Here is a 25,216-nt window from a genome sequence, read left to right as displayed (position 1 = left end):
CCAGAAGCAGCGCCACCATTCAGACAGACCCGCCCACCAACGCCGATCGGTGGATCGAGGCTAAGTGACTGGACAGAGCCCCTGGTTGCGGAGCCGTTCTGGCACGGAGTCCTCAGTAACGCCCGTTGGAACGACGGGCTCGTTACCAACGGCTTGCTTGCGGGCCTGATTGAGACGGCAAAACACCAAGACGCCTTCGACGACGACCAGATGCGACGGTGGGCAGGGCTTCTGGCCTCGATCGCAGTGCAGTGCCAATCGCCGCCGGCTGCGTCATGGGTGGAGCAACTGACAGCGAAGGCTTCGCCCGACCAGCGGACTCAATGGATCGAGGCGGTTGGAAATGAGCTCGGCGAGATCGACCCCGCCGCGGTCGCGGCAGTCTGGGACACTTGGTTAGCCGAGTACTGGAGGCAGCGGACCAAGAGCCATCCAACCGTACTGTCGAAATCTGAAGCAGACGCGTTGGCAGTCCTGGCAACCAACCTCCCGGCCGAGCAATTCGTCGATTCAGTGACGCTGGTGACAGCCACCCATGCCGGTCTCGCCCCGTACGGCGAGTCGACGAGCCGCCTCTCCAACGAGCTCATTGGCGCCTGCCCCGTCGCGGTCGGACGCTTCCTAACCCACCTCATGACGAACACATCGACCCCCTTCTGGGGCGACTACGACCTCAAACCCAAGCTCGAGCAGCTCGTTGCGAGGACTGGCGACTGGACGTCGCTGCGGGAAGCGGCACTTCGACTGGGCATCACCCCCGCGTAGGCCACCACTGCAGGACGGTGATCCAACACGAGGCGGGTTGCTGTCCGTCAGCCTCCTATGTCGACATCCCAGCGAGTGCAGGGTCGAGCGCGCCTATGGCCATGCGAAGCAGGTCGGCTGCTTCTGAGCGCTTGACCCTGGCGCAGTGAGCGACAAAGGTGATCCTGAGGGGGTGGGCTGGGTGGGAGCGCAACACTAAACACAGAAGGGTTCGCGTCTGTGGTGACGTTAGGCCAGTTGGAAGGGGATTGATGCTCTCGAACATGCTGGGTCAGACAGCTCCGGTGACCGCTGTCTTCCTTAACGGACCTCACGAAGGTGAGCGTCGGCAGATTCCGAAGGCTTGGCGGATGCTGGAGTGGGTGACGCTGCCGGCGCCGCTTGACGACGAGGTACGAGAGTTCTTACCAGCGGAAACCCGCGAGTCCGAAATCCTTCCGTACCATATCCCTGGCCGAAGGGCGACGGTGTACGAGCGAGCGGTTTGGAAGCCCGGGTTCGAATCGGAGGGCGTTCCCTATATCGCCTTTCAACGCCGCACGGACCCGTAAGTCGGCCGTTGAATCTGAGCACCGCGGGAAGTTGCTGAGGGGCGTGAGCCGATAAGCCGCCGTATGACAGGGCGCTGGCGCCGGGATCAAACCGGGAGCTAGCCTCTGGGACATCGCTCACCAGGCCGTCCCGCCTTGCGGGATACTGGGACCCATGAGTTCTGCTTCAACTGTCGTGGCCCGCTCCGGACCGGCGATCCGCGCCCTGCTGGCCGAGGTGTCACCTTGAGTGCGCCGAGTTCGAGCGCGACTTTGCAGCAGCCGCCGAGCAAGCCGGCGGTGCCGTCGAAACAGCCCCGCTTGAAATCGCATTGGACCGCTGGTGGCGGATCGCTGCTGTTCGAGGCAACCCGTTGGCAGACAACGAGCGGGCGATGATCGACAGGGCACGATCTGGCGACTTCAACGGCTGGCGTCCAGGCCCGAACGGGCTAGAGGCGAGCGAATGCCGGTGTACTGGACGCGATGGCTGGAAGTTCCAGACGCCACTTCACGACCTGTTCCGCCGAGACACACAGCAGATCCGCATGGACGAGACCATGGGGTTCGACCTGCGTCCATGGTGGTGTGGCTGCGCAACCACGTGTCGGGGAGCGTCGTGAGACGCCACCAGCTCCCAACGGGCAAGGAGGACCTGATCAACGGCTCAGAAGCAGTGAGTTCGCTCAGTCAGCGTCACCCGAGCCACTCATTCCTTCTAATCGGACTTCGTCAGTTCGGTATGAAGTTGGTCGGATACAGCTCGATCGGCATCATCGGCTTCTCCCAGGCTCCATCAGCAGCTCGTGCTGCCGGACTGCTGATCGAGCCAGCTCAAGACGTCGCTCCCCGAGGATGGGCGTCTCGGCTCGCCCCGGGGATCGGGCCAAGGTCTATTCGAACATCGGGCACAACGTCGCATCCGAGGAGATGGCCGGCCTCACCACCTTCGTGCGCCGACACCTGCCTGGAGCCGACGGTGCCGGCCTGGGTGCTGCAATGTGAGCGTAGGTCCACCACCGGTCGCCGCCGAGCACGGTGGGTGTGAGGATGCTCGCGTGCGCAGAGTGCTTGTCGTTCCCGGTCTCGCCGTTCGGGGTTACGCCGATCTGGCCGTCGGTGCCTTGAGGGCGGCCGGTTTGGACGCGGAGCTATTGGATCCACCGGCATGGCGGACGGTGCCGGCCGATCTGGAGCTGTACGGACGGCAGCTGGGCCGGCGTCTGCGTGAGGACGACCGTCCGGTCGCGGTCCTGATCGGGCTATCGGTGGGCACCCAGGCGGCAGCGGTCGCGGCCGCGGTCGCCGGCCGGCGCGTCGAGCACCTGCTGCTGGTGAGTCCGACGGTCGACCCGGCGAAGCGAAGCCACCGGCGCCTCCTGGCGGCGTGGCTGAAGGGTGAAGATCATCCCGACTCACCACCGCTCTCCCAGCAGATCGGCGACTGGCGTCACGCCGGGGCACCACGGATCTTCCGCGGCTTCAGCTCCGCCGTCCGAGTACGACTCGAGGACGTCCTGCCGGAGGTGGCAGCCAAGATCACCATCGTGCACGCCGAGGCCGATCAGCTGACCGCACACTCCTACGCCGTGGACCTGGCCGAACGCGTCGGTGGCCGCCTGCTCCTGGTGCCGGACGCTCCCCACTCCTGGCCTATCGGCGACGCCGGCCGCTTCGTCACCCTCGTCTCGGAGCTCGCCGCATGAGCGCCCTGCCGCCCAGCCAAACGATCGCCTCCTTCGACTCCGCGTCGGCGATGCATGCCGCGACCGTGGCCGCCCTGAACGGATCACCATTCCCGAACCTCGGGCAGGGGCGGGCGGCCGGCCTGGGCGCCCGGGTCGGCGGACAGCTGCCGTGGCCACTGCTGCAACGCGTCTACGCCCGGATCGGCGCCGGCGAGGGCCTGACCGAGAGCCAGCTCGCCCGCGTCGACCTCGCCACCGTCGCCGAGTGGCTCGCCGACGCCTACCCCGCCCGTCGCTATCCCGCCGTCCTCCTCGGCTCGAGCAACGGTGCCCTCACCCAGCTCGCCGCCGCCGCTCAGATCCCCTGGCTCCCCGGCACCCTGCTCGTCCCCGTACGCCGGAACGCCGACGTCAACGACCTGGACGCTGCGCTGCGCTTCGGCATCCGTCACGCACCGACCCTGACCGCCGCCAACCCTGACGTCGTGGTGCACCACATGCACGACCAGATGCAGGACGAGCTGATGGCGGCACGGATGGCGTACTTCCGAGTCAAGTGGCGCACGCTGCCGCTCGGGTATCGCCGGTTCCTGTCCGAGCGGCTGCAACCGGGCGCTCCGGTGATCATCGTCGACGACACCTCGACCTGGCCCGTGGTGCGGGTCAGCGACCAGTACCTGTTCCAACCCGGCGCCCAGGGCGGGCTCGAGCCCGACGACTACCTCCGTCGAGCGCACACCCCCACACCCGACGACACCGCACCCGAGGCCGAGTGGGGCGCCGAGCCCGGGTTCACCGCGGCCGTCGCCGCCTGGTGCGCTACTCACGGCCACCCGTTGGTCACCATCAGGTATCACGGTCCGCAAGCACCGTCCGCCGCTGTCGCCACCCTCATGCGCCGCTGGTATCGCGAGCGTGGCGAAAACGACAAGCGGCTGATCGTGCCCTCGTTCATCTTGGCGGACCCCTGGTTGACCATCACCAAGGCCGCCGTTCCGTTCTGGACCTTCTTCTCGGTACGCCCGGCGCTCGACAGCCTGGCCACCTACCTGGAGACGGCCGAGCCGTTCGACGAGGCGTACGTGCTGCCCTTCCAGCACGGCGCCCGCTCCCCCGGCATCGCCACCCCTGCCGACTGGTCACAGGTGCTGGCCCGGCACGGGGTCACGGCCCGGTTCCCGGGCCTGACCACCGAGAAGTTCCCGCACGACATCGCGTTCATGGGGCGCTACGACACCCGTCTCGAACAGCTGACCCCCGCACGACGGCTGTGGTCGCCCCTACCCGTCGACCAGGCACTGGACCAGCTCCGTACCAACGGCCTGACCATCACCTGAATCAGCCGCGCCGAATCGCCGAGCCGAGGGTCGGCCGGTACGCCGTAGGGACCGGTCGTGGTCCTTCGACCTCGTCGGCAAGGCCGACCGCTGGCGAGGGCGAAAGCCAGGTCACCAAGAACCCGATCGGATCAAGTTGGATCACGACATGACATCCCCCGACTACACCGAACCAACCGTCTCTGGGACAGCATCGGATGCCGTTGCTGAAATTCGGGACTTGGCCGATCGAGAACAACGACAACGCCCCCGAGGCCACCTTGACGGTCCTGAAGCTCGGCTACCGGCTACCGGCACGAGTCTGGGATCGGCGCCGCACCGGCCGACTGGGGGCCGCGTCTCCATCAACCTCTCAGTCCGCAACCTGACCGACCGCAGCCTGCTCGAGGTCCTCGAGCAGTGTCGCGACGCATACCGGCTGCCACCGGACCTGGTCGAGGTGGGATCACCGAAAGCGCCATCATGGCCGACCCCGAACAGTGCCGCCGGCTGATCGAGACGCTACGCGACCACGGGTACGGAGTCGCGATCGACGACTTCGGCGTCGGCCAGTCCTCCCTCACCTACCTGCAGAAGCTGCCGATCTCCACGCTGAAGATCGACCAGGGATTCGTGAAGACACTCTCGACCGATCCCAAGAACCAGACCATCGTCCGCTCCGTGCTGCAGCTCGCCACCTCCCTCGGACTCGAAATAGTCGCCGAAGGAGTCGAGGACAAACAATCCTTGGCGCTGCGGCGGGAATGGGGATGCACCTAGGGAGAGGGCTACCACGTGCACAAACCCACCCCCTTCGCCGACGTATCCCGGGCTGCTGGAGCACCGCACAACCTCGGCTGCGGCCGCTGGGCCACCACTCCAGCCCGCGGATCCGGCCACCACCCCGGCCGAGCGTGATCACAACCGCGCCGTCCGGGACTGGGCCGCCGGCTGACAACGATCCAGGTACGCCGCAAGCCTCACCGGGCCGTCTCGCTGAAGGGTGCCCTTGCGGTGAGCGGACTGGGCCCGTCTGGTCGGACCGTCGGCCGTTAGTCGGCCCGAGTATTTTGAGGCTGACCGCTCACCGATCACCACAGGCGACAGCGGCGATGTCGAGCCGCCTGGCAGACGCCTCTCGGCGAGTGGCCCTCGTAGCGGCGAAAGGGTGAGGCCCGGGGGTCCTGCACCAGACAGCAGCAGTCGCCACGCACGAGGCGCACCGGTATTCCCGGGTCCACGAATCCCGCCACGACCGTGCAAGGGGCGTCGCCGAGTGCCCAATCTAAGTCTGCTTCGATGGGAGCAAGTCGACGGAGGAGGCGCGATGCCCAAGGGTGATGTGGAGACGTACCACCAAGACGGAGCCTGGCACAACCGGGTCGAGGGCGGTCAGGTGCTGAGCGACCACCCGACCAAAGAGGAGGCCCAAGCCGCCGGCCGTCGGTACGCGATGGACCGGCTGGTTGAGCACATCATCAAGAACGAGAACGGGCAGATTGCCGAACGCAACAGCTACGGGCACGATCCACGCAACATCCGCGGATAGCCAGGCCGTGCGACCGGCCCCTGAAACCGTCAAAGGCCAGTCCGAAAGCCCTTGCGGTGACCGCCCCGATGGGTGTCTGTCGGACCCGGCCAGAGCCAGGGCCCGGTCCTGAAGCACCGCGTTCCGCAACACGGTCCCCTACGGCGCCATGCGTCCTCGCACGACCAACGGCATGCGCACGGCTGTTTTATAGCAGCCGGCAAATCCGCCCGAGTCGGCGTGGTCGATGAACCACGTGCCGTGAGCGATCCTCTAGGGCAGCCCTTCAGCGAGGGCATGGGCGAGCATCGCCTGCGCGGTCCATCGGAGTTGTCGCGCAGCCTCCTCCCGGGACAGACCGGCGATGTCGGTGAGCCACACAAGTGACTCGATGCCAACTGCGCTGCGGATAGCCACCGCCAGCCGATAGATGTCCGCCTTTCCGAGCCGTGGCTCCAGCGGAGCCAGCGCATCCACGAACCAGCCGATCGCCCGGCCCTGCCGCAGCGGAAGGTCCGTGGCGTCGCTCTCGAGTGAGAGCCGCAGCATCGTCCGTTGCTGCCCCTCGGACTCCAGCACCAGGTCGACGAACTTCTCGATGGCCAAGGCGAGGCGGGTCACGGGGTCGTCGCCCGGCTCGTCGGGCAGCAGCGACGACGTCTGGATCTCGGGGTGTGCGGCGATCAGCAGGGCCTTCTGACTGGGGAAGTAGCGATAGGCGGTGGTGCGCGACACCGAGGCCGCCTCGGCCGCCTGCTCGACGGTCGGCGAGGCCGTCCCTGCCGCGATCAGTGCCCTGGTCGCGGCGATCAGCTGGCTGCGGGTGCGTGCCTTCTGCCGGGTCCGGCCGAACTCCTCGTAGACCGTTGACATGGCGTTCACGGTACCCTAATGTCGTTATGGGACATAAGTCCCATAACGTTGAAGGGGCGACGTCATGGACACGCTGACCGCCACGGTCCGGCAGCAGGGTGAGGGCGAGCAGGCCTGGTTCTGCGGCGGTGGGACGTTCACCTGGAAGGTCACCGGGGCAGAGAGCGGTGCTGCGTTCTTCATGTTCGAGGACCAACTCGAGCAGGGGAAGGTGACTCCGCTGCACCTCCACCCCCATGCGGATGAGACGTTCTACCTGCTCGAGGGCGAGATCCTGCTGCATATCGACGGCGAGGAAACCACGCTCGGCGCGGGCGGGCTGGCGATGTTCCCACGCCGCGTCCCGCACGCCTTCATGGTCACATCGCCGACCGCCAGAATGCTGGCCTTCCAGAACCCGGCTGCCGGCGAGGCGTTCTACCGGCACGCCAGCGAGGACCACCCCACGCCCGTCGACTTCGACCGGATCCGTGCGGCCGCTGAGGCCACCGGTGCGATCGAGATCCTCGGCCCGCCGCCGTTCTGAGCTGTCGGCAGCGCCGCATGCTCCTGGTGTGGCGCCGAACGACGATCCCCGTGGCATCGACGAAACGGACTGGCAGTTCCGCCGGCACGGAAGGTGACGCACATCCCACCCGGTCACGTCTGGTCGCGGCCCAACCAGGAGCAGATGAGCCATGGCGACAACGACACCCAGCTGGGGTCAGCCCACTGACTCAAGTCACTTGGGCTGATCCGTCCATGACGTCTCGGAGTTCCCGGTCGCCTTTTGTCGGACACCGGCACCGACACCGGCCCCACGACGTCCTTGGACTGGGTCGCCACTCTTCCGACGGAGATGTTGGGAGGGAGCCGCTCGCACCAACGGCTCCAGACTCCGCCGGCCGTGACTGCACCGGTAGACGGTCGGATTGCGGGCCGGCCCCCCACCCGCAGCGAGATCCATCCTGCGAAGATGCCGGTATGAGCCTTCGACGACGCGCGGCCGCAGCGGTCCTAGCTGCCCTGATCCTCGCCGCCTTGACCGGTTGCCCCGTGGAAGCCGAGGACACCGACGACGGGGATGACTACATCACGCTGTCTGTAGCGAGAATGACGGCTCCCGACTGACCAGTTCAAACTTCGGGCGACTCAGTCACTGGCGAGCATCTAACACGTCCCGGATGCTGGGTGAGTTGATGACGACGTGGCTGCCTGCGGGCGCATCGCGGCCACATCCCACCGGCCGCCTGGCATCGGCGGCAGGCATCGCGGACCCCGGAGGACTCAGCCGCTGGCTGGGATCGGCACCTCCGACAACGTGACGCCGACCCGGCCGGTGTGCGGGCGTGTTACCTGATCGCCGAAGACCCCGGCCGGGTCCCTGAACGCGGTTGCAGTTGCAGCCGTCGCCGCTGACAACGCGACTGGCACCACCGAGGAGGTGGGGTCCCTGTACGCCCACCCCGCCCTGATCTTGGCCACTCGCCGCGAGGTCTGGTCGATCGTCCAGTTCGGGCTTGCCACCGGACCGGTGCGGATCCTCAACGGTCTCGAGAGCGGACATCGGCAAGGTGTCCGGCATCAAGATCGGAGCCGACTGCCGGCGCATGGCAGCGCTCGCCGCCCCTATCGTGGAATCGCCGCCCGCGCCTAGCAGCCGTTCCGATCTACTGGCCGACTGTTCCGCAACATGGGCCAGGTGGCCAGCCGGATCGCGACGGCGCCGCCGTCACGCTGAATACCAACGACGCCCGCGACGCGGCCCGGCTCGACGTCGACGCCGTGCTTCATCGAGTGCTCGTCCCTGAACTCGTGGCGGACTGCCGTACTGGGTCGAGACGACCGTAAACGTCGCCCGCCTTGGCCGCTACTACGATCGCCCTCTACCACCCCTGGACCCGACCAATCCGACAGGAAGCCGCTCGGTCTCCAGTGGCACCGATCCGGGGCAGGTTGTCGCCGCCGATGCTTGCGCAGTCGTCGGCGAGCATCGCGGCGAGGAGGCGACACGGGGTGGAGGTGCACTTGCAGATCGCGTTCGGTGACTTGCGTCGGTCCACGTCGGCCACCAGCTCGCCGTCCCACCCCGTGGTCCCCTTGCCCTCTGGTAGCGGGCCGAGGCTCACGTGGCCGTTTCCTGGGGTTTCCACGAGGCCGAACGGTATCCTCGACCCGATGACCACGCTCGACGCCGCCTTGCTGACGCCGATGCTGCTGCCGTCCTGGATGGATCCCGAGTTCCTGATCCAGTTCTTCGGACCGTACGCCCTGTGGGGTGTCGCGTTCGTCATCTTCGCCGAGTGCGGGCTGTTCGCCATCCTGCCCGGGGACTCGCTGCTGTTCACCGTCGGCCTGTTCACCTCGATGGGCATCATCGACCACAGCCTCGTCTTCGTCTGTGTGGTGCTGACCATCGCCGCCGTGCTGGGTAACGTCTGCGGTTACTGGATCGGCCGGCTGATCGGTCCGCCGCTGTTCAAGCCCCGGACCGGCGTGATGGGCAAGGTCTTCCAGCAGTCCTACGTCGACAAGACCCACGTGTTCTTTGAGCGGTACGGCAACCGCGCCCTCATCCTGGCCCGGTTCGTGCCGATCGTGCGTACCTTCGTCACCCTGGTCGCGGGCGTCGGCCGGATGGACTTCCGCAAGTTCATCACCTACACCGCCATCGGCGGCGTGCTGTGGGCCTGCGGCATCACCGTCCTCGGCTTCCACCTCGGCAGGATCCCGGTCATCCAGCACAACCTCGACGCGGCCCTCCTCCTGATCGTGTTCGTGTCGGTGATCCCGATGCTGCTGGAGTACCTGCTGCACAAGCGACGGACCAAGGCCGCGCTGAGTGCGGCGGCCACCGGACCCACCGAGCTGTAGATCGACTCAGCCCCACCCGCGGCGAACTGCTCCTCCGTCTACGCCCTCGGGGAAGCGGACTTCGACGGGACCATCCCGGACAACGCGCCGCAGCTCCTGCCGCCGCTCCGGGCGCGCTGGCCACCGGCAGGCCTGGGTCACGGTCAGCGAGATGACCACGCCGAGGGTCGGGCCGAGGCAGGGGTCCCGCCGAGGCCGAACACCACCCCGAGCAGCGGAGCTCCCGCCAGACCCACAGCGGGCAGTCGCTGCAGCCGGAACGCGGCGGCCCAACGGGATGGCCCAGAGAACATCAGCCTCATGCCGATGGTCAAGATCCCGACCAGCCGGGGTGCCTAGCGTCTGATATCAGTGTCAGCCACGGCCCGACGACACCGAAGACGAAGCCGGCCACGAAGCCGGCCACGAACAACCCGGCGCCCGCGGTCGCGGCGACCGGCGCCGGAGATGTCGGCCGCGCTCATGCCGGTGGCGTACGCGAGGTATCCAGGCACCAACGCCACCACACACGGAGTGAAGAACGTAGGTCCACCTGGCGCTGTGTGAGGAAGAAGCTCGCATCGTGTCTCCGTTCTCCTGCCGGCTGGCCCAGGAAGGCGGCCTCCGATGCCGACGCGCCGCTGCCGGACGGCGCGGGGTCATAGGCCGAAGGCGCCGCCTTCGATGAGGATGACCAGGCCGAGCCCGATCAGGACGAGCGGGAACAAGATGTGTTCCCAGCGTTCCAAGACGGCGGCGATGGGTCGGCGGGTGGCGATGAAGCGGGCGGCCAGCACGAGCACGCTCACCAGGAGTAAAAAGGCGACGCAGTAGGCCACGACGGCGGCGGTGCCGACGGCGAGGAACACCGGCACGTACACCCCGATGTTGTCCCCGCCGTTGGCGAAGGTGACCGCCGCCACCGTGAGAACGCTGACGGTCTTGCCCTCGGCGAGCTCGTCGTCATCGTCGTCGCCGCGGCGCCGCCAGACCTGCCATGCGGCGCGGAGCCCGAGCAGCAGCGGGATCAGCCCGAAGTAGGGGATCGCCGATTCGGGTAGGAAGGCCTGCGCGCCGAGGGTGACGGCGACGGCGACGGCCAGGATGGCGCCGAAGCCCAGGTACTGGCCGGCGGTGATCTTGGCGGTGGTGCCGCGCTGCCCGGCGCCGCGGGTGAAGAACAACGACAAGACGATGATGTCGTCGATGTTGGTGACCAGGAACAGGCCGGCGGCCTGCAGCAGTGTTGCGACGATGGTCATGAGGTCCTCGGATCGGGGCTATCGGCTGCGGCCGTGGGTGGACCGGGCGGTATGACCGCGACGCCGAGCGCAAGGGCGGCAGCTGGCCGCCGATCCTGAGCACCACCCGTGCCTCGTACCAGCGTTGCAGGCACCGACCGGGGCGGCGAGTCCACCCGTGTCGTCTCCGCCCGGGTCATCAACATCAGTATTCCTCGATCCCATCGGTTGACGTTGATACTATGCCGTGGTGACGACCGCTCTGGACATCGGTCCGGCCTCGAGAGGTGCGCTGACGCCGGCGGCCGCCTTGTTCCACAGCCTGTCCGAGCCGACCCGGCTGGCGATCGTGCAGCGGCTGGCCGGCGGTGAGGCGCGGGTGGTGGACTTGATGGCCTCGCTGGTCCTGCCGCAGTCGACGGTGTCGACGCATGTGGCCTGTCTGCGGGACTGCGGTCTGGTGGCTGGCCGGCCGCAGGGACGGCAGGTGTTCTACCGGCTGGCTCAGCCGGAGCTGCTGCAGCTGCTGGCCGCGGCGGAGACGGTGCTGTCGGCCACTGGGTCGGCGGTCGCGTTGTGCCCGGTCTACGGCAACCCGGACCCGCACACTGTGAGGGCGCAGGCCGACGTTGACTGAGGCCGGCGGCTGGGGCGACGAGCAGCGGCCGGTCAAGGCCACCGAACCCGCCGGACAGGAGCCAGTCGAGGAGAGGGAACGCGAGCCGGAGCGGCTCTGGGAGGTCACCGACCTGCGGTCCGCCGCGCTGTCTGGGCTGTTGGTGCTAACGGCGGTGATCGTCGGCTGGGCTGCGCCCGGCCGCACCGTGGATCGCGTGTTGGTGCAGGTGATCGCGCTACTGCTCGGTGTTCACGCCTTCGTCCCGACCACGCTGCGTCGGCTGCTGCGCACCGTCATCCCCCACCGCGGGGCAGCCGACCGAACCGGGGAACACCAGCCCGGACCTCGAGCATGACTGGCCGGACGCAACCGGCGCGCCGTTGGGCCGGACCCTGGGACCGGGTCAACGACCCCGCTGGCGGGTCGCGGCGTTCCTCGGCGAACTCAGCCGTGGTGGAGGCCAGATCCGGCGCCGCGGTTGCCTCGAGTCCGGCGGGTGTGGCGCGGTCGTTGACCGCGGTGGTAGCGGGTGCGGCGCTGGGTTTGAGCTTCCAGCCCTACAACCTCTGGCCGCTGCTGCTGGTGGCCCTGCCCGCACTGACGCTGGCGGTGCGGGGCGTCCCGGTCCGCTGAGGCCTCGGCCTGGGGTACCTGTTCGGGGTCGCCTTCCTTGCGGTCACCATCAGCTGGGTGCATGTGCTCGGGGTGTGGGTCGCGGCCCTGTTGGTGCTGGTGGAGGCGCTGTTCTTCGCCGGTCTCGGGGCCGCGCTGAGCCTGGTCACCCGGCTACGCGGCTGGCCGGTGCTGGCGGCCTGCTGCTGGGTGGGGGTCGAGTACGCCTACTCCCGGGTGCCGTTCGGCGGGTTCGGCTGGACCCGGATCGCCTACGCCGCCGTGGACACCCCGCTGGCCGGTTTCCTGCCCCTGGTCGGGGTGGCCGGGGTGTCGTTCCTGGTCGCGCTAGCCGGTCAGCTGGTCGCGTGGCTGGTCCTGACCCTGCGGCATCGGGGTTTGACCACCGCCGTCGGGATCCGGCGGCTGGCTGTCGTCGCCGCGGTCCTGGTTCTGCTGGTCGGGGCCGGCGCCGGTCTGCGGCAGTGGCAGACCGACCCTCAGCCGGAGGCGGCCGGGGAGCTGCAGGTGGGGGTGGTGCAGGGCAACGTGCCCGGCCGGGGCATCGAGGCGCTGGGCCGGGCCCGCACGGTGACCACCAACCACCTCGCCGAAACGGTCGCGCTGATGACCCGAGCAAGGCTCGGGCTGGTGCCGGTCCCCGACTTCGTCCTGTGGCCGGAGAACTCCACCGACATCGACCCGTACCGCGACCCGGTCACCCGGCAGACCGTACAAAACGCCGCCGAGGTGGCCGGCGTCCCGATCATGGTCGGCGCGGTCACCCAAGGCCCCGGCGCCGGCGAGCGGCAGATCACCGCGCTGTGGTGGGACCCCGACCGCGGAGAAACCGCCCGCTACCACAAACAAAACCTGGTGCCGTTCGGGGAATGGATCCCGCTCCGTAAGCAGTTGCTGCCGCTGCTGCCGATCCTGTCCAAGGTCGGCGCCCAGTCAGTGCCCGGCACCGAACCCGGCGTCCTCCCGGTGCAGGCCGGCGGCCGCGATGTGGTGGTGGGGGACGTGATGTGCTTCGAGCTGGCCTACGACCGCACCGTGTACGGCACCCTCCGGGCCGGCGCGGAGGTGTTGGTGGTGCAAAGCAACAATGCCACCTACGGCGGCACCGGCCAGATCGAGCAACAGTTCGCCATCACCCGGGCCCGGGCGATGGAAGCCCGCCGGGAGATCGCCGTGGCCACCACCAACTCGGTGTCGGGAGTGATCGACCGCAGCGGCCGGGTGGTGCAACGCACCAACGAATTCACCGCCGCCAGCCTGGTCACCGCCCTCCCACTACGCAGCTCGCTCACCCCAGCAGTGCTGGTCGCGCCATGGCTCGACCGCGGACTCGCAGTGGCCGGGCTGCTCGCCTGCCTGCTGACACTGCGCCAACCTCGACACCGCCACTCAGCCCCCTCCGAGGTGCGCTGACCGCAGAGGTGCCTACCCCTCTAGTCAGTGGAAACTGTATAGTCAGCGTGTGCTGACTATAACCTCGCGGTTGGATGTGACGACCCGGCTGGGCCGAGCGATGGCTGATCCCACTCGATCACGGATCTTGCTGACCCTGCTGGACGGCCCGAGCTATCCGGCAGTGCTGTCTCGGGAGCTGGGGCTGACCCGTTCCAACGTGTCGAATCATCTGACCTGTCTGCGGGACTGCGGGATTGTGGTGGCCGAGCCCGAGGGACGGCAGACCCGGTACGAGATGTCCGATCAGCATCTCGCCCACGCGCTCACCGCGCTGGTGGACGTGGCCCTGGCCGTCGACCAGGGCAAGGGCCTGCCTCGATCCGGCGAGCCGGGTGCCGGGCTGCTGTCGCGATGAGGTGTCTTCAGATGCGTGCGCTCACGGTCACCGGCTCCGGGCCGGGTACCGACGGGACTCCAGTCTTCGAAGGGGTCGGCTTCGATGTCCCGGCCGGTTCGACGACCGCCGTCCTAGGCCCGTCCGGCTGCGGCAAGACGACGCTGCCGCGCCTGGTCGCCGGCTATCTCCGCCACGAGTCCGGCGGGTCTGCGTCGGGGATCGTGTGCCAAGCGATGAGCGGACGTTCGTCCCGCCGCATCTGCGGACCACGCCGTGGTCAGCGTCGCGGGCAGTGTCCAAGCGCGGCTGATGGGTACGCCCGTTCCGGTAACCAGCACCACCCGAGCAGCGCTCTCCAGGTCCAGAATGCTGCCCGAGCGTTCCCCGCACCTTGACCGCCTGACACCTTCCGGTCACGAAGCGACGGAAGCAGCAAGCCGTGTGTCTTCTACCGCCGACGCTGCAGGATTTACAGACGGCAGCCCAGGTACCAACTCAACCTGCGATCGACTTGCCTCTGCTCCTCAAGGCCAGGCGTGGGACCACTCTCCCAGTCCTGCTCAGTAGGCTCGATAGTGTTCCCCGAATTGGTCGATCATCATCTGTTCCTCGCGCGGCACTCGGAGGAAGTAGAGCAGCGCGAAAGCCACGACGCCGGACCAGCCCGCAATCCAGTTCCACAGCAACAGAACCTGGGCGATCGCCAGCAGCCAACCGAACGCGTACATCGGGTGCCGGATCCGGCGATAGATGCCGCTGGTGACGAGTTGTTGCCCCTCCCGCAGCTGAAGGGAATCGGACCAATACCGCCCCAGACCGGCGTGGGCGCGCCAGAGGATCCAGAGACCGAATGTGAACACCACCGCCCCCATCCAGCCCATCCAGGTCGGCAGCCGGTAGTCGGCAACGCGCAGCAACGGGGCGAACACATAGACCAGTGGGAGCACGCCAACCCCCACGGACAGGGTGGCAAGAAGGACCTTCTCTGATCCTTTCTTGCGGTCCGTGACCACCGGGACGCCTCGCGCCATCCACCAATAAGGAAGGCGAATGGCGAAGATCAGGATGAACCCGGCGAGGTAGACAGCCTTGAACATATCTTGGTCCATGATCACGTTCCCCTCTTCAGGACGCACTTTCTTGTAGGCCTCAGGGGCTGAGGGAGGCCGGAGCCGCTGGGACGGCGCGGAAAATGCTTACCGGCTCGATTCCCGCGCCCCCCGCCAGGCCTCCCGGCCCTCACGAACGGCGACGGCGGAGATGACCAGGGCGGCCACTGGGTCGGCCCACCACCAGCCGAGGAGGGCATTCGCGCCCAGACCGATCAGCACGCTGATCGACAGGTAGTTGGAGATCCAGGTCTCCTTGGATTGGGCGACCAGGACCTGGTTCTGCAGCGCCTCACCGGTACGGCGCTGGGCGATGGCGACAACCGGTAACCCGGCTTATTCCAACTACGTGAATGCTGTCTAGACCCGCTGCGAGCGGATGTCCCAAGCTGTCAACCTGATGCCGTGGTTGTGTGAACCCCCGACTGGGCCCCGGGTGGCGTCTTGGTTCGGCTCCAGCACGGGTCGGCCGGGTTAGGTGACGGCGCCGGGGTTGATGACGGTCTGGGCGATGACGTAGGCGGCGACTGCGAGGACGAGGTAGGCGAACCATCTACGCAACCGTTCACCGGGGAGTCGTGGGGCGAGGTGTCCGGCGGCGAGTGAGCCGAGGATTGCGGCAAGGGTGAAAGCGACAGCGATGCCGATGTCGATGGGGCTGTCGCTGAGGTGGGCGGTGAACCCGGCCGCGGAGTTGATCACGATGATGACCAGGGAGGTGGCGACGGCTGTGGCCATGGGCAGACCGAGCAGCAGGGTGAGGGCGGGGATGATCAGGAAGCCGCCTCCGACGCCGAAGAGCCCGGTGAGGAAGCCGACGACGACACCGGAGGCTGCAGCTTTGGGTAGGCAGCTGCGCCAGTTGACCCCGCCACCGGGCAGGGCGCAGGACCCTCCGGCGTCGTCGGAGCTGCGCAGCATGCGCAGCGCAGCGATCACCATGACGGCGGCGAACCCGAGGAGGACGACGGCTGGGTCGAGGAGACGGTTGACCGCGGTCCCGCCGAAGGCGGCGGCGGCGCCGGTGGCGCCGAAGATGGCGGCGAGGCGCCACTGCACTTGGCGGAGGCGGGGGAGGACGGCGGCGGCGGAGGAGATGCCGACGACCAGCAGCGCTGTCGGCACGGCCGCCGCCAGCGGTTGGCCGACTCCGTAGATGAGAGCGGGGACGGCCAGGATCGAGCCGCCCCCGCCGAGGAGGCCGAGGAGGGCGCCGATGATCAGGCCGAGGACCGCCGCGACCAGCAGCGCGGTGCTCACGACCGAGCAGCGCTTGGGAGCTGGTTGAGCAGCTGCTGGGCGTCGGTGTGTGTTCCACGGTTGTAGGGCAGTGCCGCGAGGACCCGGCCCATGGTGCAGGTGTCGGTGAGGGCTGAGATCGTCAGTCCGGTTCCGACGGCGCCAGCCAGCCCGGCGGCTTTCGGCGCCCAACGGCTGGCCACGACCCCGGCAACGACGAGTCCTCCGGCGACGAGGCGGACTTGGCGCTCGAGCGACCACCGGGGCCGGCCGTGGACGACCTGGCCGCCGGCGGCGGAGTAGCCGGTGACGCCGGCGGTGAGGACGTGGAGGTTGTCCATGCCGGTGCCGGCGAGGCGTTGCTGGGCTTGGCCGGCGCGGACGCCGGACTGGCAGACCAGGACGACCTTGCGGTCGAGCCGGCCAGCGAGTTGGGCGGCATGTTCGCCGACGAGGTCGAGCGACAGGTTGTAGGAGCCGGTGATGTGGCGGGTCTCGAACTCGGCCGGGCTGCGGACGTCGAGAACGGTGACCGCGTCGGGGTCCTTCATCCAGTCGATGAGGGTGGTCGGGTCGACCTCGGTGGGGGCAAATTCGGTGGGGGCAGAGGTGGGCATGGGTGATCTCCGTGAGCGTGGTTGTCGGTGCTTTTGGGGCGGCGGCGGGGTCAGATGATCTGACCGGGCCGGTTCTTCTGGGTGACGACGGGCAGGCCGGCGGCGACCCAGGCGTGCATGCCGCCGGTGAGGTTGCTGGCGGTGTAGCCGTGGCGGGTGAGCAGTCGGGCCGCGATGGCGGATCGGCGCCCGGACCGGCAGACGGCGACGACCGGTGTGTCCTTCGGCAGCTCCGTCAGCCGGTCGCGCAGGTCGCCGAGGGGTAGGTGGCGAGCCTGCGGGGCGTGCCCGGCCCGCCACTCCGGAAGGTCGCGGACGTCCAGCAGCACGGCTCCGTTGCTCACCTTCTTCTGTGCCGCAGTGGCGGTGAGCGCGGCTGGACGGCGGAACAGTCCGGTGAGTTTGCCGATCACGACTGGGTCCTGATCTGGTTGACAGTGTCGTCGGACCCGGATCCGTCGTCAGGTCCGGTCCCTTCCCCGGGGCTGCCGTCTCCAGTCCCGTCCCCGTCTGCAGTGGTGTGGTCGTCGGAGGTGATGAGGTGCAGGCCGGTGAGCTTGGCGTTGTCGAAGGTGTCGTCGATGGCGACCAGGCGCCGGTTCGCCGCGGACAGGAAGGACGCGGCGACGGAGGCGCGGTAGCCGCCGGCGCAGTGCACCCACACCTCGGCGGCGTCTGGGACTTCGTGGACGCGCTTGGGCAGTTCGTGGAGGGGAATGTTCAGGGCGCCGTTGATCCGGGCGGTGGCGAACTCGGGTTGCCGGCGGACGTCGAGGATGACGACGTCGCGGTGGTGGCGGACCTGGTCGAGGTCGGCGAAGGTGGCTTGCCGGAACGAGGTGAGGGGTCGGTCGGTCCAGTCCTGCGGCCCGCCGGTCGCGGCGGCTGCGGGCCGGTCGATGCCGATCCGCACCAGTTCCCGCTGGGCCCTGGTGACCTGGTCTTCGGTCTCTCCGAGCAAGGTGAGGGGTGTGCCCCACTCGATCAGCCAGCCGAGGTAGGTGGCGAAGCCGCCGTCGATGCCGAAGTTCAGCGTGCCGGGAACGTGGCCGGCGGCGAAGACGGTGCGGTGGCGGAGGTCCACCACCCATTCCCCTGCCTCGATCCGCCGCCGGAGCTCGTCCGGCTGCGCCATCGCCGGCAGCGACAGGTCCGGGGCGGTCGGTCCGGCGGTGTTGGCCGGCGCCATGTGCACGTAGTAGGCGGGGTAGGCGTCCAGTCCGGCCAGCAGCTCGGCGACGTAGGTTTCCTCGTCCGCGGTCAGGGCCGGGTTGTTGTGCTTCTCCGCCCCGATGGTGGAGTCGGTCGCCTCCGACTGCGTGGCGGAGCAGAAGCTGCCGAAGCCGTGGGTCGGGAACACCTCGGTGGCATCGGGTAGCTCGGCGGCCAGCCGGTGCGCGGAGGCGTACTGGGCGTGGACCAGGTCATCGGTGTGCTCCTGCCCGAGCAGGTCGGGTCGTCCGGTCGCGCCGTAGAGCAGGGAGCCGCCAGTGAACACCGCCACCGGCTCACCGCCGGCGGTCAGAGCGTAGGAGAGATGGGAGAACGTGTGCCCGGGCGTGGCCAGGGCCCGCACCACCATCGAGGTACCCACGGGCACTTCCTGATTGTCAGAGATCGGGGTCCGGTCGTAGGCGACCTCGTCGGCGGCGTTGACGAAGTACGCGGCGCCGGTGCGCTCGGCCAGGGCCAGGCCGCCGGTGACGTAGTCGTTGTGGATGTGGGTCTCGAACACGTGGCTGATCCGCACGTCCTCGTCGGCGGCCAGGTCGAGGACGCGGTCGATATCGCGCTGCGGGTCGACCACGAACGCCACCTGCCCGTCGTGGACGAGGTAGCTGCGGTCGCCCAGGGTCGGGGTCTCGATCGGGATGATCGTCGGGGTCTGCTGGCTCGGGCCGCTGGGTGTGGGGCTGGTCATCTCGGTCACTTTCTGTTCGGGGCGCCGGTGTCGACCGGCCGGTTGCTGGCGGTCCAGGCGGCGGTGCCGCCGTCGACGGAGCGGGCGTCGAAGCCGTGGTGCCGCAGCACGTCGGTCATGGCCGAGCTGCGGCCACCGGACTGGCAGATCACGAACACCGGCTCAGACCGGTGGATCTCGTTCAGCCTGTCTGGCAGCTGGCCCATCGGGATGGAGGTGGCGCCGGGCACATGACCGGCGACGTACTCGGCGGGCTCGCGAACATCGACCACCTGCGCACTGCCGGTGGCGTGCGCGGCGGCGAAGTCGTCGAGGGTGACGTCTCTCATGCAGTTCTCCTCTCTCGATACCCCAGGGGGTATACAGGGGTAACGTTAGACGACGTCGCGAACATTCCCAACACCCGTGGCGGGAATGCCGGCTAGCCTGGCAGTGCTATACCCCAACGGGTATTCGTTAATCGCCAGAAGGAGAAGACATGGGCTACGCACTCAGCACCACCGTCCAGCAGCCCTACGACACCGTCGTCCCTCAGGTCCGGGCCGCCCTGGACGCTCAGGGGTTCGGGATCCTCACCGAGATCGACATCACGGCCACGATGAAGGCCAAACTTGACGCCGACGTGCCGCCCCAGGTGATCCTGGGTGCCTGCCGTCCACCGCTCGCGCTAGCCGCCCTGCAGGCCAAGCCGTCGATCGGGCTGCTGCTGCCATGCAACGTCGTCGTCCGCGCCGTCGACGCGTCCACCACCGCGGTCGAGGCGGTCGACCCCCAGACCATGGTGGCCATGACCGACAACCCCGCGCTGCAAGGCGTGGCCGACGACGCCACCCAGCGGCTCACTGCGGCCCTGAACAGTCTTGCCACCCGATCACCCGGAGACATGTGATGGTGCAGCTCGATCCCACCACTGTCCGGCCCGTGTCCAACCGGCTCAAGCGCGCCCAAGGCCAGCTCAACGCGGTCATCCGCATGCTCGACGAGGGGCAGGACTGCGAGGCCGTCGTCACCCAGCTCGCCGCCGTCAGCCGCGCCCTCGACCGTGCCGGCTTCGCCATCATCGCCACCGGACTCAAGCAGTGCCTCACCGAAGAAGGCGGAGCCGAAAGCCTCGACACTCAGAAGATGGAGAAGCTCTTCCTCTCCCTGGCGTGAAGAGGCAAGAGGCGCGGGCCAATCTCGTCACGGCGATAGCTCCGCCGGACTCGCATCCCCGCTAGCGGGGACGCTGTGCGGTGTAGGAGGTCCACGTGCCTCCACTGAGGTCGCGCCAGCGGACAGCGGCCCCGACCGACAAGCCGAGGAGGTCGGCCAAGACGACGGGCGGGACCTCGCGGGCCAGGGTGATGAGCGCGGTGTTGCGGGCGCTGCGGACAGAGGTGATGCCCACGTTGGCTAGCCGGCGGCGAAGGGACTCGGCACTGGCCGGCTGGGTGGCAGGTCGGCCGGGGAACACCCAGATTGGTTGCGGGACCAAGCCGTGGCTGACGCCCGGCGTTGTCCGCTGAGTTCGGTCGGCGATCACCTCGCGGAGAACGTCAGCGACTCGAGGCGGCAACTCGACTGCCGTGCCGCCAAGCCGGAGGCTGGTCGTCTCGGACAAGACGTTGACGTCGGTGAGACGAAGCTGACAGATCCGGGTCAGCGGTTGCCCGTAGAGCAGCACCAGACAGCCGACGAGGCGGTCCTGCGCCGGCACGGTCACATCGACGAGGAGGTTGCGCAGCGCCTCGAGCTGGTTGGCGGCCGGCGCCAAGTGACGTGGCGGCCAAGTCGTCAGAGCAGTCACCCCGACCCGGGGAACCAGATGCCGCTGGGCGCCCCAGCGCAGGAATACGGCCAACACGTCGCGGTAGCAGGCGCTGTCGCCCAGCCAAGACTCGACGGCCGTCGCAGTGAGCGTCTGAGGCTGAAGATGGTGCTCACGAAGCCAGGCCAGGAATCGAGCCGCGACCACGAAGTTCGCCAGGGCGGGTGGAACGACAGCCCGGCTGGACCGTCCGGCACGGATCCGGGACCGGGTCGTCGCAAGCACGCGCCAGGTGGCGTACTGCTGCAGGATCATGGCGTCGCCGGGATGGCAGCGTGCTAGCTCGGCGGCGATCGTGCGTTCGAGTCGGCTCAAGTGCTCGTCGCGGCTGGGCAGCACGTCACTGGCGACCAGCAGTCTGCGCAGGAACTCCACCGAGGTGGCGCGGCCACGTTGTGCGCCGGCAGCCGCATCCAGTGAAGCGTGGTCAATCGCTACCCGTCCGTGCAGCATGTCCAGCAACACCGTCCGTCCCGTCGAATTGCGGGTCTTACCAAGCCAGTCAAGTGCTCGACTTGGGTCGGCCGCGTGAGTGATGGCGTCGAGAAACTTGCGCAACTGCCTGACCCGTGCCGCGACCGCGCCGGTAGTCAGGTCCTCGACACGGCGGAGCAAGAGGCACCGGAAGCAGCCGTGCGGTCCGATTCGGAAGGCGAACCGGTCGTCTCCGCAGAGTGGGCAGCGGATGGGGTCAGGGCTGGCGCAGACATGGCAGCCCGGGTCGTGGTCGACATGTGCCCGCGGGTACCGACATTGCGCACAAATGCGGTGCGGACGGCGGGCGCACTTGCGGCAGAGTGCTTCGCCGCCCAGCCTGGTGTTCACCCGCCGGACCAGGTGACAGCGGGTGCACGGTTCGGTCGGATACGTCCGACAGCGTTGACAGACCGGTGGCCCCGATCGGCGGCCCGGGCACCTTCGGCCGCAGGTGCCGCACGTTGTCTCCTGAGCGCGGAGCCAGCAGGTGTTGCAGAGCGGACGACCATCGCCCAGCCGCGCCTGCGGGTATCGCGGCTGGTGGCAGCCGCTGCACCTCTCCACACTCAGGAGCCGCGCACACAGCTGACAGACCATGCCGCCTCCCTCGAGACGGCGGGTGAGGTCCCTGAGCCGGCGGCACAATGTGCAGCGGGGTCGACGGATGCGTGTCGACCCTGCCTCGACGAGCAGCTTGATGAGTCGCTGGGTGGAGGTACGACACTCGGAGTCGCCGGACAGCAGGCGATCGGGTCTGCTGTAGAGATCGGCAGCGATCACGCCGCGTCCATACCGAGTCGGCGCTAGCCGGTCCATGATCTCGACGACCACAGACTCCGGCAGGCTTGGGTCGGCAGCGGCCACAGCGTCGAGAATCCATCGCGTGCGGACCTGATGGTTCTCCTCCGGAGTTCCCCGCAGTCGCGGCGTCCTCGCAGCCCTAGTCCGGGCGGACAACCTGGATCCGGGTCGGACGCCGCGCCGCCTCCACCGCGCTCTCAGCGCCGCCACGCCGGCTTCCGGCGCGAGGCCTTCGCGGAGGTGGTGACCACGGTCGGCTCGATCAGGTCATTCGGTGTGCAGCCCAATCCATCGCAGACGGCGGCCAGAACCCGCATGTTCAGCCGTTCCGGCGGCTGCGCGACCAGCCGATAGATCTGCGCGACCGACAGCACTACACCTCGGTCGCCCAATAGCGGTTGAAGATCACTGGTGGAGAACAAGCCCTTGGCTGCCATTACCTGCCGCAACCGCCACTCGTAACCAACTTCTCGCCGCTTCACGTGTTCTCTCCCATCAGCCGATCCAGAGCGGTCCGCAATGTGCGGTTCTTGAAGTCACCCGACACCCCTGTGTAGAGACCAGTCGTCGACCCCCACCGGTGACCAACCTGCTGTTGCACGAAGAACGGGTCCCAGCCGTCCTCTACCAGATGCGTCACATACGAGTGCCGCAAGCAATGCGGATGGAGCTCGGGCGATAAACCAAGATCATCCCGCCAGGTCGCGAAGCGGCGGGTCAGGTAGTCCACCGACACTCGTCCACCACGCTCGGTCGGCCACAGCGCCGGCCCGTCCGCCCCCGGGTAGCCCGGCCGGACATGCTCCAAGTACTCCGCCAAGACCATTGACGACCACGGCCAAACCGCGAGCACCGACCGTCGACGCGGTGGACTGCCGCGCATCGCCTTCCCGTAACGAACCTGGCAGATGCCGAACTCGGCGAACTCCGACGCCTCACTGTTGCGGCAGAAATCAGTGATGTCCAACATCGCCACCTCCCGACGTCGCAGGCCGAACGCGTAGATGATCTTCAGCCATGTCGCGGCCCGCCAGGCGGCCAGCCACCCCTTCCGACCCGAACGGCGGGCGAGCTCGACCTGATTGTCAGCATGATCGAAGAGGGCCTGGATCTCATCCCGAGTCAGCGGGCGCACTCCCGGCCTGGCCTCCTGGTCGATCACGTGCGGCAGCGTGTTCCACTCATGGCACACCTGCACCGGGTGAGTGCCGAAAAGGTCGAGGCACCGCTCGGCCCAGCCGTAGCGAGGGTCGACCAGGTAGTCACAGAACAGGCGCAGACCGCCGTGGTAGGTACGGAGCGTCGACTTACTCACCCGTCGCCCCTGAAGCAGATCAGTCGACCACTCGTCGAGATCAGCAGATGACCACTGCCACGGATACTCCCCGGTGAACAGCATGAACCGGCGCACCGAACCCAGCCGGGGCTCGATCGTCGCCGGTGATAGTCCCCGCGACCTCATCTGAGCCGCCCAGCCGGACAGCATCGCCTCCCACGCAGCATCCTGCGGATGCAACTGCGAGACCGACACAGGAACCAGCGACAGCGCCGAAAACGGCGGTCCATCACCAGCCTCCACGACGCCTCCAAGCCCTGAACTAGACGAACGAATCATTCACCTGATGCGAATCAGACGTCAAGACCCCTAGTCAGAGTCGTATGGCACCGGTAGTCTCTGACCGCAGGAGTGACGCTGACGACACGGTCTGTTCACGCTTGGTCAAGATTCGAAGCAGCGTGAATTCTCAGCAGATGCAATAAGCCGGGATTCGGCACCATGACGATGGCGAGGACGAAGAAGCTGACGGCAATCAGCTTGAGCGCCGTGCCGTAGCTGGTCCGGCCGTGCAGCTGCCCGATCACTACCAGGGCGGCGAAGACCTCGATCGCGGAGTCGAGGCCGAAGGCGACCAGTGCGATCGATCCGGCCAGCACTCCCGCCGTCACGTCGACGGCACCCTCGATGATGTCCCAGACAACGATGAACCAGGCGAGCCGGAGGCCCCGGCTGCGCAGGGTCTCCTGGCTGGAGTCAGGTGGAGCCATCGCCATTCTCTCCCATCAGCTAGGTCAGGTCAGATGAAGGTGGTGAACTGTGAGGTCCATTGCCGCAGGGTGGCGGTCAGGCTGTTCCAGAGGCCGGTGAGGAGGAGGAGGCCGACGGTGGCCATCAGCGCCCCTCCGGCGCGGAGCAGCGCTTGTTGGTGGTTCCGCAGGAAACCGATGGTGCGGGCCATCTTGGTGAAGGCGAGGCCGGCGACGATGAACGGGACACCGAGGCCGACCGCGTAGGCGAACGCGAGCAGTCCGCCGCGGGTCGCGCTGCCTTCGGTGAGGGCGACGGCGAGGATGACGCTGAGGGTGGGGCCGAGGCAGGGGGTCCAGCCCAGTCCGAACACGACACCGAGGAGAGGTGCTCCGGCGACCCCGACGGTGGGCAGGCGGGTGAGGCGGAGCTCGCGGCGGCCGAGCGGGATGACGCCGGCGAAGATCAGGCCCATCCCGATGGTGAGGACCCCGACGACTCGGTTGACGGTCTGCTGGTGGGCGAGCAGGGTGCCGCCGACGACACCGAACACTGCGCCGACGGTGACGAAGACGGCGGCGAAGCCGAGCACGAACAAGGTGGCGCCGGCCAGCATCCGCCCGCGCCGGGCGGTGCCGGCGACGACGTCGGCGGCGGTCATGCCGGTCGCGTAGGCGAGGTAGCCGGGCAGCAGCGGCACCACGCACGGGGAGAGGAACGACACGAGCCCCGCGAAGAAGGCGACCGGCAGGGCGAGAGGCATCGACCCCCCGACCGCCGCCTGGGCCCAGCCGGCCGGGTCGAGCGGGATCATCGGCCCCGCTCAATGTCGTCGATCATGTCGACCAGGGAGGTCCGGGTCACGGTTCCCACGACCCGGACGGCGATTCGGCCCTGCTTGTCGATGATCAGGGTGGTGGGGATCCCGTTGGGGGGCAGGGTGCCGGCAAACTTGACCAGCGTCCCCCCGTCGGGGTCGTAGATGTGGGGGTAGGGCACCTGGAAGGCGCGGACGAACGCGCGAGCGGTGTCGGGGTTGGAGTCACGGATGTTGATGCCGACGAACGCGGCGGTTGCGGCGGTGTCTTTGCTGGCCTCGACCAGGTCGGGTGCTTCCTTCCGGCAGGGGCCGCACCAGGACCCCCAGACGTTGAGCACGATCACCTTTCCCCGGTAGTCGGCGGTGGTCACCGTGCCGCGGCCGCTGAGTGCCGGGCCGGCCACGATCGGTGCCGGCAGCCTTTCCTCGGGGGCGAAGCGGGTCAGCGCCTGTCCCCCGATGAACCCGGCCTCGGTCTGCTCCTGCGGGGTCTTTGCGGCGCAGCCGGTGACCAGGGCAATCAGCAGCGCAGCCGCCAGCACGCCCACCACTCGAAAACTGGACCGGGCCCTGCCGAGG

At 68.1% G+C, this 25,216-nt stretch carries 30 protein-coding genes; 16 read left to right on the top strand and 14 right to left on the bottom strand.

Annotated elements, in window-relative coordinates; translation table 11 throughout:
• The 6 genes from ABD714_RS20935 to ABD714_RS20915 form a co-directional block, all read left to right on the top strand.
• On the top strand, nt 1-765 hold a 765-nt coding region (locus ABD714_RS20935; RefSeq protein ID WP_344814397.1), incomplete at its 5' end, for a hypothetical protein.
• Nucleotides 766-1,477: 712 nt separating this feature from the next.
• The gene (locus tag ABD714_RS23110; protein ID WP_425562433.1) at nt 1,478-1,918 is read left to right on the top strand and encodes a DUF6247 family protein; all 441 of its coding nucleotides are present in this window, start codon (nt 1,478-1,480) and stop codon (nt 1,916-1,918) included.
• A 435-nt stretch (nt 1,919-2,353) separates the two neighbouring features.
• Complete coding sequence (locus ABD714_RS20930) at nt 2,354-3,001, top strand: alpha/beta fold hydrolase (protein WP_344814396.1); 648 nt, start codon at nt 2,354-2,356, stop codon at nt 2,999-3,001.
• Nucleotides 2,998-4,320, top strand: coding sequence for a hypothetical protein (locus ABD714_RS20925; RefSeq protein ID WP_344814395.1), 1,323 nt, complete (start codon nt 2,998-3,000; stop codon nt 4,318-4,320). The genes ABD714_RS20930 and ABD714_RS20925 overlap by 4 nt, the downstream gene beginning before the upstream one ends.
• 399 nt (nt 4,321-4,719) lie before the next feature.
• Complete coding sequence (locus tag ABD714_RS20920; RefSeq protein WP_344814394.1) at nt 4,720-5,079, top strand: EAL domain-containing protein; 360 nt, start codon at nt 4,720-4,722, stop codon at nt 5,077-5,079.
• A gap of 547 nt (nt 5,080-5,626) precedes the next feature.
• The gene (locus tag ABD714_RS20915) at nt 5,627-5,848 is read left to right on the top strand and encodes a DUF2188 domain-containing protein (protein ID WP_344814393.1); all 222 of its coding nucleotides are present in this window, start codon (nt 5,627-5,629) and stop codon (nt 5,846-5,848) included.
• A 252-nt stretch (nt 5,849-6,100) separates the two neighbouring features.
• Here the strand turns inward: ABD714_RS20915 and ABD714_RS20910 are convergent, their stop codons facing one another.
• Nucleotides 6,101-6,700: a TetR/AcrR family transcriptional regulator gene (locus tag ABD714_RS20910; RefSeq protein ID WP_344814392.1), complete on the bottom strand. Its 600-nt coding sequence runs from the start codon at nt 6,698-6,700 to the stop codon at nt 6,101-6,103.
• Nucleotides 6,701-6,764: 64 nt separating this feature from the next.
• Between ABD714_RS20910 and ABD714_RS20905 the strand changes: the two genes are divergently transcribed.
• Nucleotides 6,765-7,226, top strand: a complete 462-nt coding sequence (locus ABD714_RS20905) for a cupin domain-containing protein (RefSeq protein ID WP_344814391.1) — start codon at nt 6,765-6,767, stop codon at nt 7,224-7,226.
• A 1,631-nt stretch (nt 7,227-8,857) separates the two neighbouring features.
• Nucleotides 8,858-9,553, top strand: a complete 696-nt coding sequence (locus tag ABD714_RS20900; protein ID WP_344814390.1) for a DedA family protein — start codon at nt 8,858-8,860, stop codon at nt 9,551-9,553.
• Nucleotides 9,554-10,191: 638 nt separating this feature from the next.
• Here ABD714_RS20900 and ABD714_RS20895 read toward each other — a convergent pair.
• Complete coding sequence (locus tag ABD714_RS20895) at nt 10,192-10,794, bottom strand: cadmium resistance transporter (RefSeq protein ID WP_344814389.1); 603 nt, start codon at nt 10,792-10,794, stop codon at nt 10,192-10,194.
• A gap of 229 nt (nt 10,795-11,023) precedes the next feature.
• Between ABD714_RS20895 and ABD714_RS20890 the strand changes: the two genes are divergently transcribed.
• The 6 genes from ABD714_RS20890 to ABD714_RS23105 all read left to right on the top strand — a co-directional run bounded on the left by ABD714_RS20890 (nt 11,024) and on the right by ABD714_RS23105 (nt 14,212).
• On the top strand, nt 11,024-11,410 hold the full coding sequence (locus ABD714_RS20890) for an ArsR/SmtB family transcription factor (RefSeq protein ID WP_344814388.1): 387 nt from the start codon (nt 11,024-11,026) through the stop codon (nt 11,408-11,410).
• Entirely contained in the window at nt 11,403-11,747 is a 345-nt protein-coding gene (locus ABD714_RS20885) for a hypothetical protein (RefSeq protein WP_344814387.1), read from the top strand. Before ABD714_RS20890 ends, ABD714_RS20885 begins: the two co-directional genes overlap by 8 nt.
• 155 nt (nt 11,748-11,902) lie before the next feature.
• The gene (locus ABD714_RS20880) at nt 11,903-12,025 is read left to right on the top strand and encodes a hypothetical protein (protein ID WP_344814386.1); all 123 of its coding nucleotides are present in this window, start codon (nt 11,903-11,905) and stop codon (nt 12,023-12,025) included.
• 9 nt (nt 12,026-12,034) lie between these two features.
• Entirely contained in the window at nt 12,035-13,438 is a 1,404-nt protein-coding gene (lnt, locus tag ABD714_RS20875; RefSeq protein WP_344814403.1) for an apolipoprotein N-acyltransferase, read from the top strand.
• Between the two features lie 100 nt (nt 13,439-13,538).
• Entirely contained in the window at nt 13,539-13,835 is a 297-nt protein-coding gene (locus ABD714_RS20870; protein ID WP_425562431.1) for an ArsR/SmtB family transcription factor, read from the top strand.
• Nucleotides 13,832-14,212, top strand: coding sequence for an ATP-binding cassette domain-containing protein (locus ABD714_RS23105; RefSeq protein WP_425562430.1), 381 nt, complete (start codon nt 13,832-13,834; stop codon nt 14,210-14,212). The genes ABD714_RS20870 and ABD714_RS23105 overlap by 4 nt, the downstream gene beginning before the upstream one ends.
• A gap of 165 nt (nt 14,213-14,377) precedes the next feature.
• Here ABD714_RS23105 and ABD714_RS20865 read toward each other — a convergent pair whose 3' ends face one another.
• The 6 genes from ABD714_RS20865 to ABD714_RS20840 form a co-directional block, all read right to left on the bottom strand.
• On the bottom strand, nt 14,378-14,926 hold the full coding sequence (locus ABD714_RS20865) for a protein-S-isoprenylcysteine O-methyltransferase (RefSeq protein WP_344814402.1): 549 nt from the start codon (nt 14,924-14,926) through the stop codon (nt 14,378-14,380).
• 474 nt (nt 14,927-15,400) lie between these two features.
• Nucleotides 15,401-16,186, bottom strand: coding sequence for a sulfite exporter TauE/SafE family protein (locus ABD714_RS20860; RefSeq protein ID WP_344814385.1), 786 nt, complete (start codon nt 16,184-16,186; stop codon nt 15,401-15,403).
• Nucleotides 16,183-16,782 (bottom strand): rhodanese-like domain-containing protein, encoded by a 600-nt coding sequence (locus ABD714_RS20855; protein ID WP_344814384.1) that lies wholly within the window; start codon nt 16,780-16,782, stop codon nt 16,183-16,185. Before ABD714_RS20855 ends, ABD714_RS20860 begins: the two co-directional genes overlap by 4 nt.
• A 50-nt stretch (nt 16,783-16,832) precedes the next feature.
• Nucleotides 16,833-17,195 (bottom strand): rhodanese-like domain-containing protein, encoded by a 363-nt coding sequence (locus tag ABD714_RS20850; RefSeq protein WP_344814383.1) that lies wholly within the window; start codon nt 17,193-17,195, stop codon nt 16,833-16,835.
• Nucleotides 17,192-18,703, bottom strand: coding sequence for a rhodanese-like domain-containing protein (locus ABD714_RS20845; protein WP_344814382.1), 1,512 nt, complete (start codon nt 18,701-18,703; stop codon nt 17,192-17,194). The genes ABD714_RS20850 and ABD714_RS20845 overlap by 4 nt, the downstream gene beginning before the upstream one ends.
• A gap of 5 nt (nt 18,704-18,708) precedes the next feature.
• A complete protein-coding gene (locus ABD714_RS20840; RefSeq protein ID WP_344814381.1) occupies nt 18,709-19,032 on the bottom strand; it encodes a rhodanese-like domain-containing protein in 324 nt (107 codons plus the stop codon).
• Between the two features lie 149 nt (nt 19,033-19,181).
• Between ABD714_RS20840 and ABD714_RS20835 the strand changes: the two genes are divergently transcribed.
• Nucleotides 19,182-19,592, top strand: a complete 411-nt coding sequence (locus ABD714_RS20835) for a DUF302 domain-containing protein (protein ID WP_344814380.1) — start codon at nt 19,182-19,184, stop codon at nt 19,590-19,592.
• On the top strand, nt 19,592-19,858 hold the full coding sequence (locus tag ABD714_RS20830) for a metal-sensitive transcriptional regulator (protein ID WP_344814379.1): 267 nt from the start codon (nt 19,592-19,594) through the stop codon (nt 19,856-19,858). The genes ABD714_RS20835 and ABD714_RS20830 overlap by 1 nt, the downstream gene beginning before the upstream one ends.
• 61 nt (nt 19,859-19,919) lie before the next feature.
• On the opposite strand, the gene ABD714_RS20825 is transcribed toward ABD714_RS20830, so the two are convergent.
• The 6 genes from ABD714_RS20825 to ABD714_RS20800 all read right to left on the bottom strand — a co-directional run bounded on the left by ABD714_RS20825 (nt 19,920) and on the right by ABD714_RS20800 (nt 25,188).
• Complete coding sequence (locus ABD714_RS20825) at nt 19,920-21,071, bottom strand: hypothetical protein (protein ID WP_344814378.1); 1,152 nt, start codon at nt 21,069-21,071, stop codon at nt 19,920-19,922.
• A gap of 917 nt (nt 21,072-21,988) precedes the next feature.
• Nucleotides 21,989-22,273 (bottom strand): helix-turn-helix domain-containing protein, encoded by a 285-nt coding sequence (locus ABD714_RS20820; protein ID WP_344814377.1) that lies wholly within the window; start codon nt 22,271-22,273, stop codon nt 21,989-21,991.
• Nucleotides 22,270-23,370, bottom strand: a complete 1,101-nt coding sequence (locus ABD714_RS20815; RefSeq protein ID WP_344814376.1) for a tyrosine-type recombinase/integrase — start codon at nt 23,368-23,370, stop codon at nt 22,270-22,272. The genes ABD714_RS20820 and ABD714_RS20815 overlap by 4 nt, the downstream gene beginning before the upstream one ends.
• A gap of 131 nt (nt 23,371-23,501) precedes the next feature.
• On the bottom strand, nt 23,502-23,843 hold the full coding sequence (locus ABD714_RS20810; protein WP_344814375.1) for a hypothetical protein: 342 nt from the start codon (nt 23,841-23,843) through the stop codon (nt 23,502-23,504).
• A 23-nt stretch (nt 23,844-23,866) separates the two neighbouring features.
• On the bottom strand, nt 23,867-24,631 hold the full coding sequence (locus tag ABD714_RS20805) for a cytochrome c biogenesis CcdA family protein (RefSeq protein ID WP_425562429.1): 765 nt from the start codon (nt 24,629-24,631) through the stop codon (nt 23,867-23,869).
• On the bottom strand, nt 24,628-25,188 hold the full coding sequence (locus tag ABD714_RS20800) for a TlpA family protein disulfide reductase (RefSeq protein ID WP_344814374.1): 561 nt from the start codon (nt 25,186-25,188) through the stop codon (nt 24,628-24,630). The genes ABD714_RS20805 and ABD714_RS20800 overlap by 4 nt, the downstream gene beginning before the upstream one ends.
• Between the last annotated feature and the right edge of the window lie 28 nt (nt 25,189-25,216).

Source organism: Microlunatus aurantiacus (genome assembly GCF_039536605.1).
Taxonomy (GTDB): domain Bacteria; phylum Actinomycetota; class Actinomycetes; order Propionibacteriales; family Propionibacteriaceae; genus Microlunatus; species Microlunatus aurantiacus.
Note: the sequence above shows the minus strand (reverse complement) of the source record. Positions and strands in the feature narration are given on the sequence as shown.

What these genes read in the sequence shown, in the direction of transcription:
- ABD714_RS20925 (WP_344814395.1), top strand. Translation starts at nt 2,998, where the DNA reads ATGAGCGCCCTGCCGCCCAGCCAAACGATCGCCTCCTTCGACTCCGCG.
- ABD714_RS20915 (WP_344814393.1), top strand. Translation starts at nt 5,627, where the DNA reads ATGCCCAAGGGTGATGTGGAGACGTACCACCAAGACGGAGCCTGGCAC.
- ABD714_RS20910 (WP_344814392.1), bottom strand. Translation starts at nt 6,700, where the DNA reads ATGTCAACGGTCTACGAGGAGTTCGGCCGGACCCGGCAGAAGGCACGC.
- ABD714_RS20905 (WP_344814391.1), top strand. Translation starts at nt 6,765, where the DNA reads ATGGACACGCTGACCGCCACGGTCCGGCAGCAGGGTGAGGGCGAGCAG.
- ABD714_RS20900 (WP_344814390.1), top strand. Translation starts at nt 8,858, where the DNA reads ATGACCACGCTCGACGCCGCCTTGCTGACGCCGATGCTGCTGCCGTCC.
- ABD714_RS20895 (WP_344814389.1), bottom strand. Translation starts at nt 10,794, where the DNA reads ATGACCATCGTCGCAACACTGCTGCAGGCCGCCGGCCTGTTCCTGGTC.
- ABD714_RS20870 (WP_425562431.1), top strand. Translation starts at nt 13,539, where the DNA reads ATGGCTGATCCCACTCGATCACGGATCTTGCTGACCCTGCTGGACGGC.
- ABD714_RS23105 (WP_425562430.1), top strand. Translation starts at nt 13,832, where the DNA reads ATGAGGTGTCTTCAGATGCGTGCGCTCACGGTCACCGGCTCCGGGCCG.
- ABD714_RS20865 (WP_344814402.1), bottom strand. Translation starts at nt 14,926, where the DNA reads ATGGACCAAGATATGTTCAAGGCTGTCTACCTCGCCGGGTTCATCCTG.
- ABD714_RS20855 (WP_344814384.1), bottom strand. Translation starts at nt 16,782, where the DNA reads ATGCCCACCTCTGCCCCCACCGAATTTGCCCCCACCGAGGTCGACCCG.
- ABD714_RS20845 (WP_344814382.1), bottom strand. Translation starts at nt 18,703, where the DNA reads ATGACCAGCCCCACACCCAGCGGCCCGAGCCAGCAGACCCCGACGATC.
- ABD714_RS20840 (WP_344814381.1), bottom strand. Translation starts at nt 19,032, where the DNA reads ATGAGAGACGTCACCCTCGACGACTTCGCCGCCGCGCACGCCACCGGC.
- ABD714_RS20835 (WP_344814380.1), top strand. Translation starts at nt 19,182, where the DNA reads ATGGGCTACGCACTCAGCACCACCGTCCAGCAGCCCTACGACACCGTC.
- ABD714_RS20830 (WP_344814379.1), top strand. Translation starts at nt 19,592, where the DNA reads ATGGTGCAGCTCGATCCCACCACTGTCCGGCCCGTGTCCAACCGGCTC.
- ABD714_RS20810 (WP_344814375.1), bottom strand. Translation starts at nt 23,843, where the DNA reads ATGGCGATGGCTCCACCTGACTCCAGCCAGGAGACCCTGCGCAGCCGG.
- ABD714_RS20805 (WP_425562429.1), bottom strand. Translation starts at nt 24,631, where the DNA reads ATGATCCCGCTCGACCCGGCCGGCTGGGCCCAGGCGGCGGTCGGGGGG.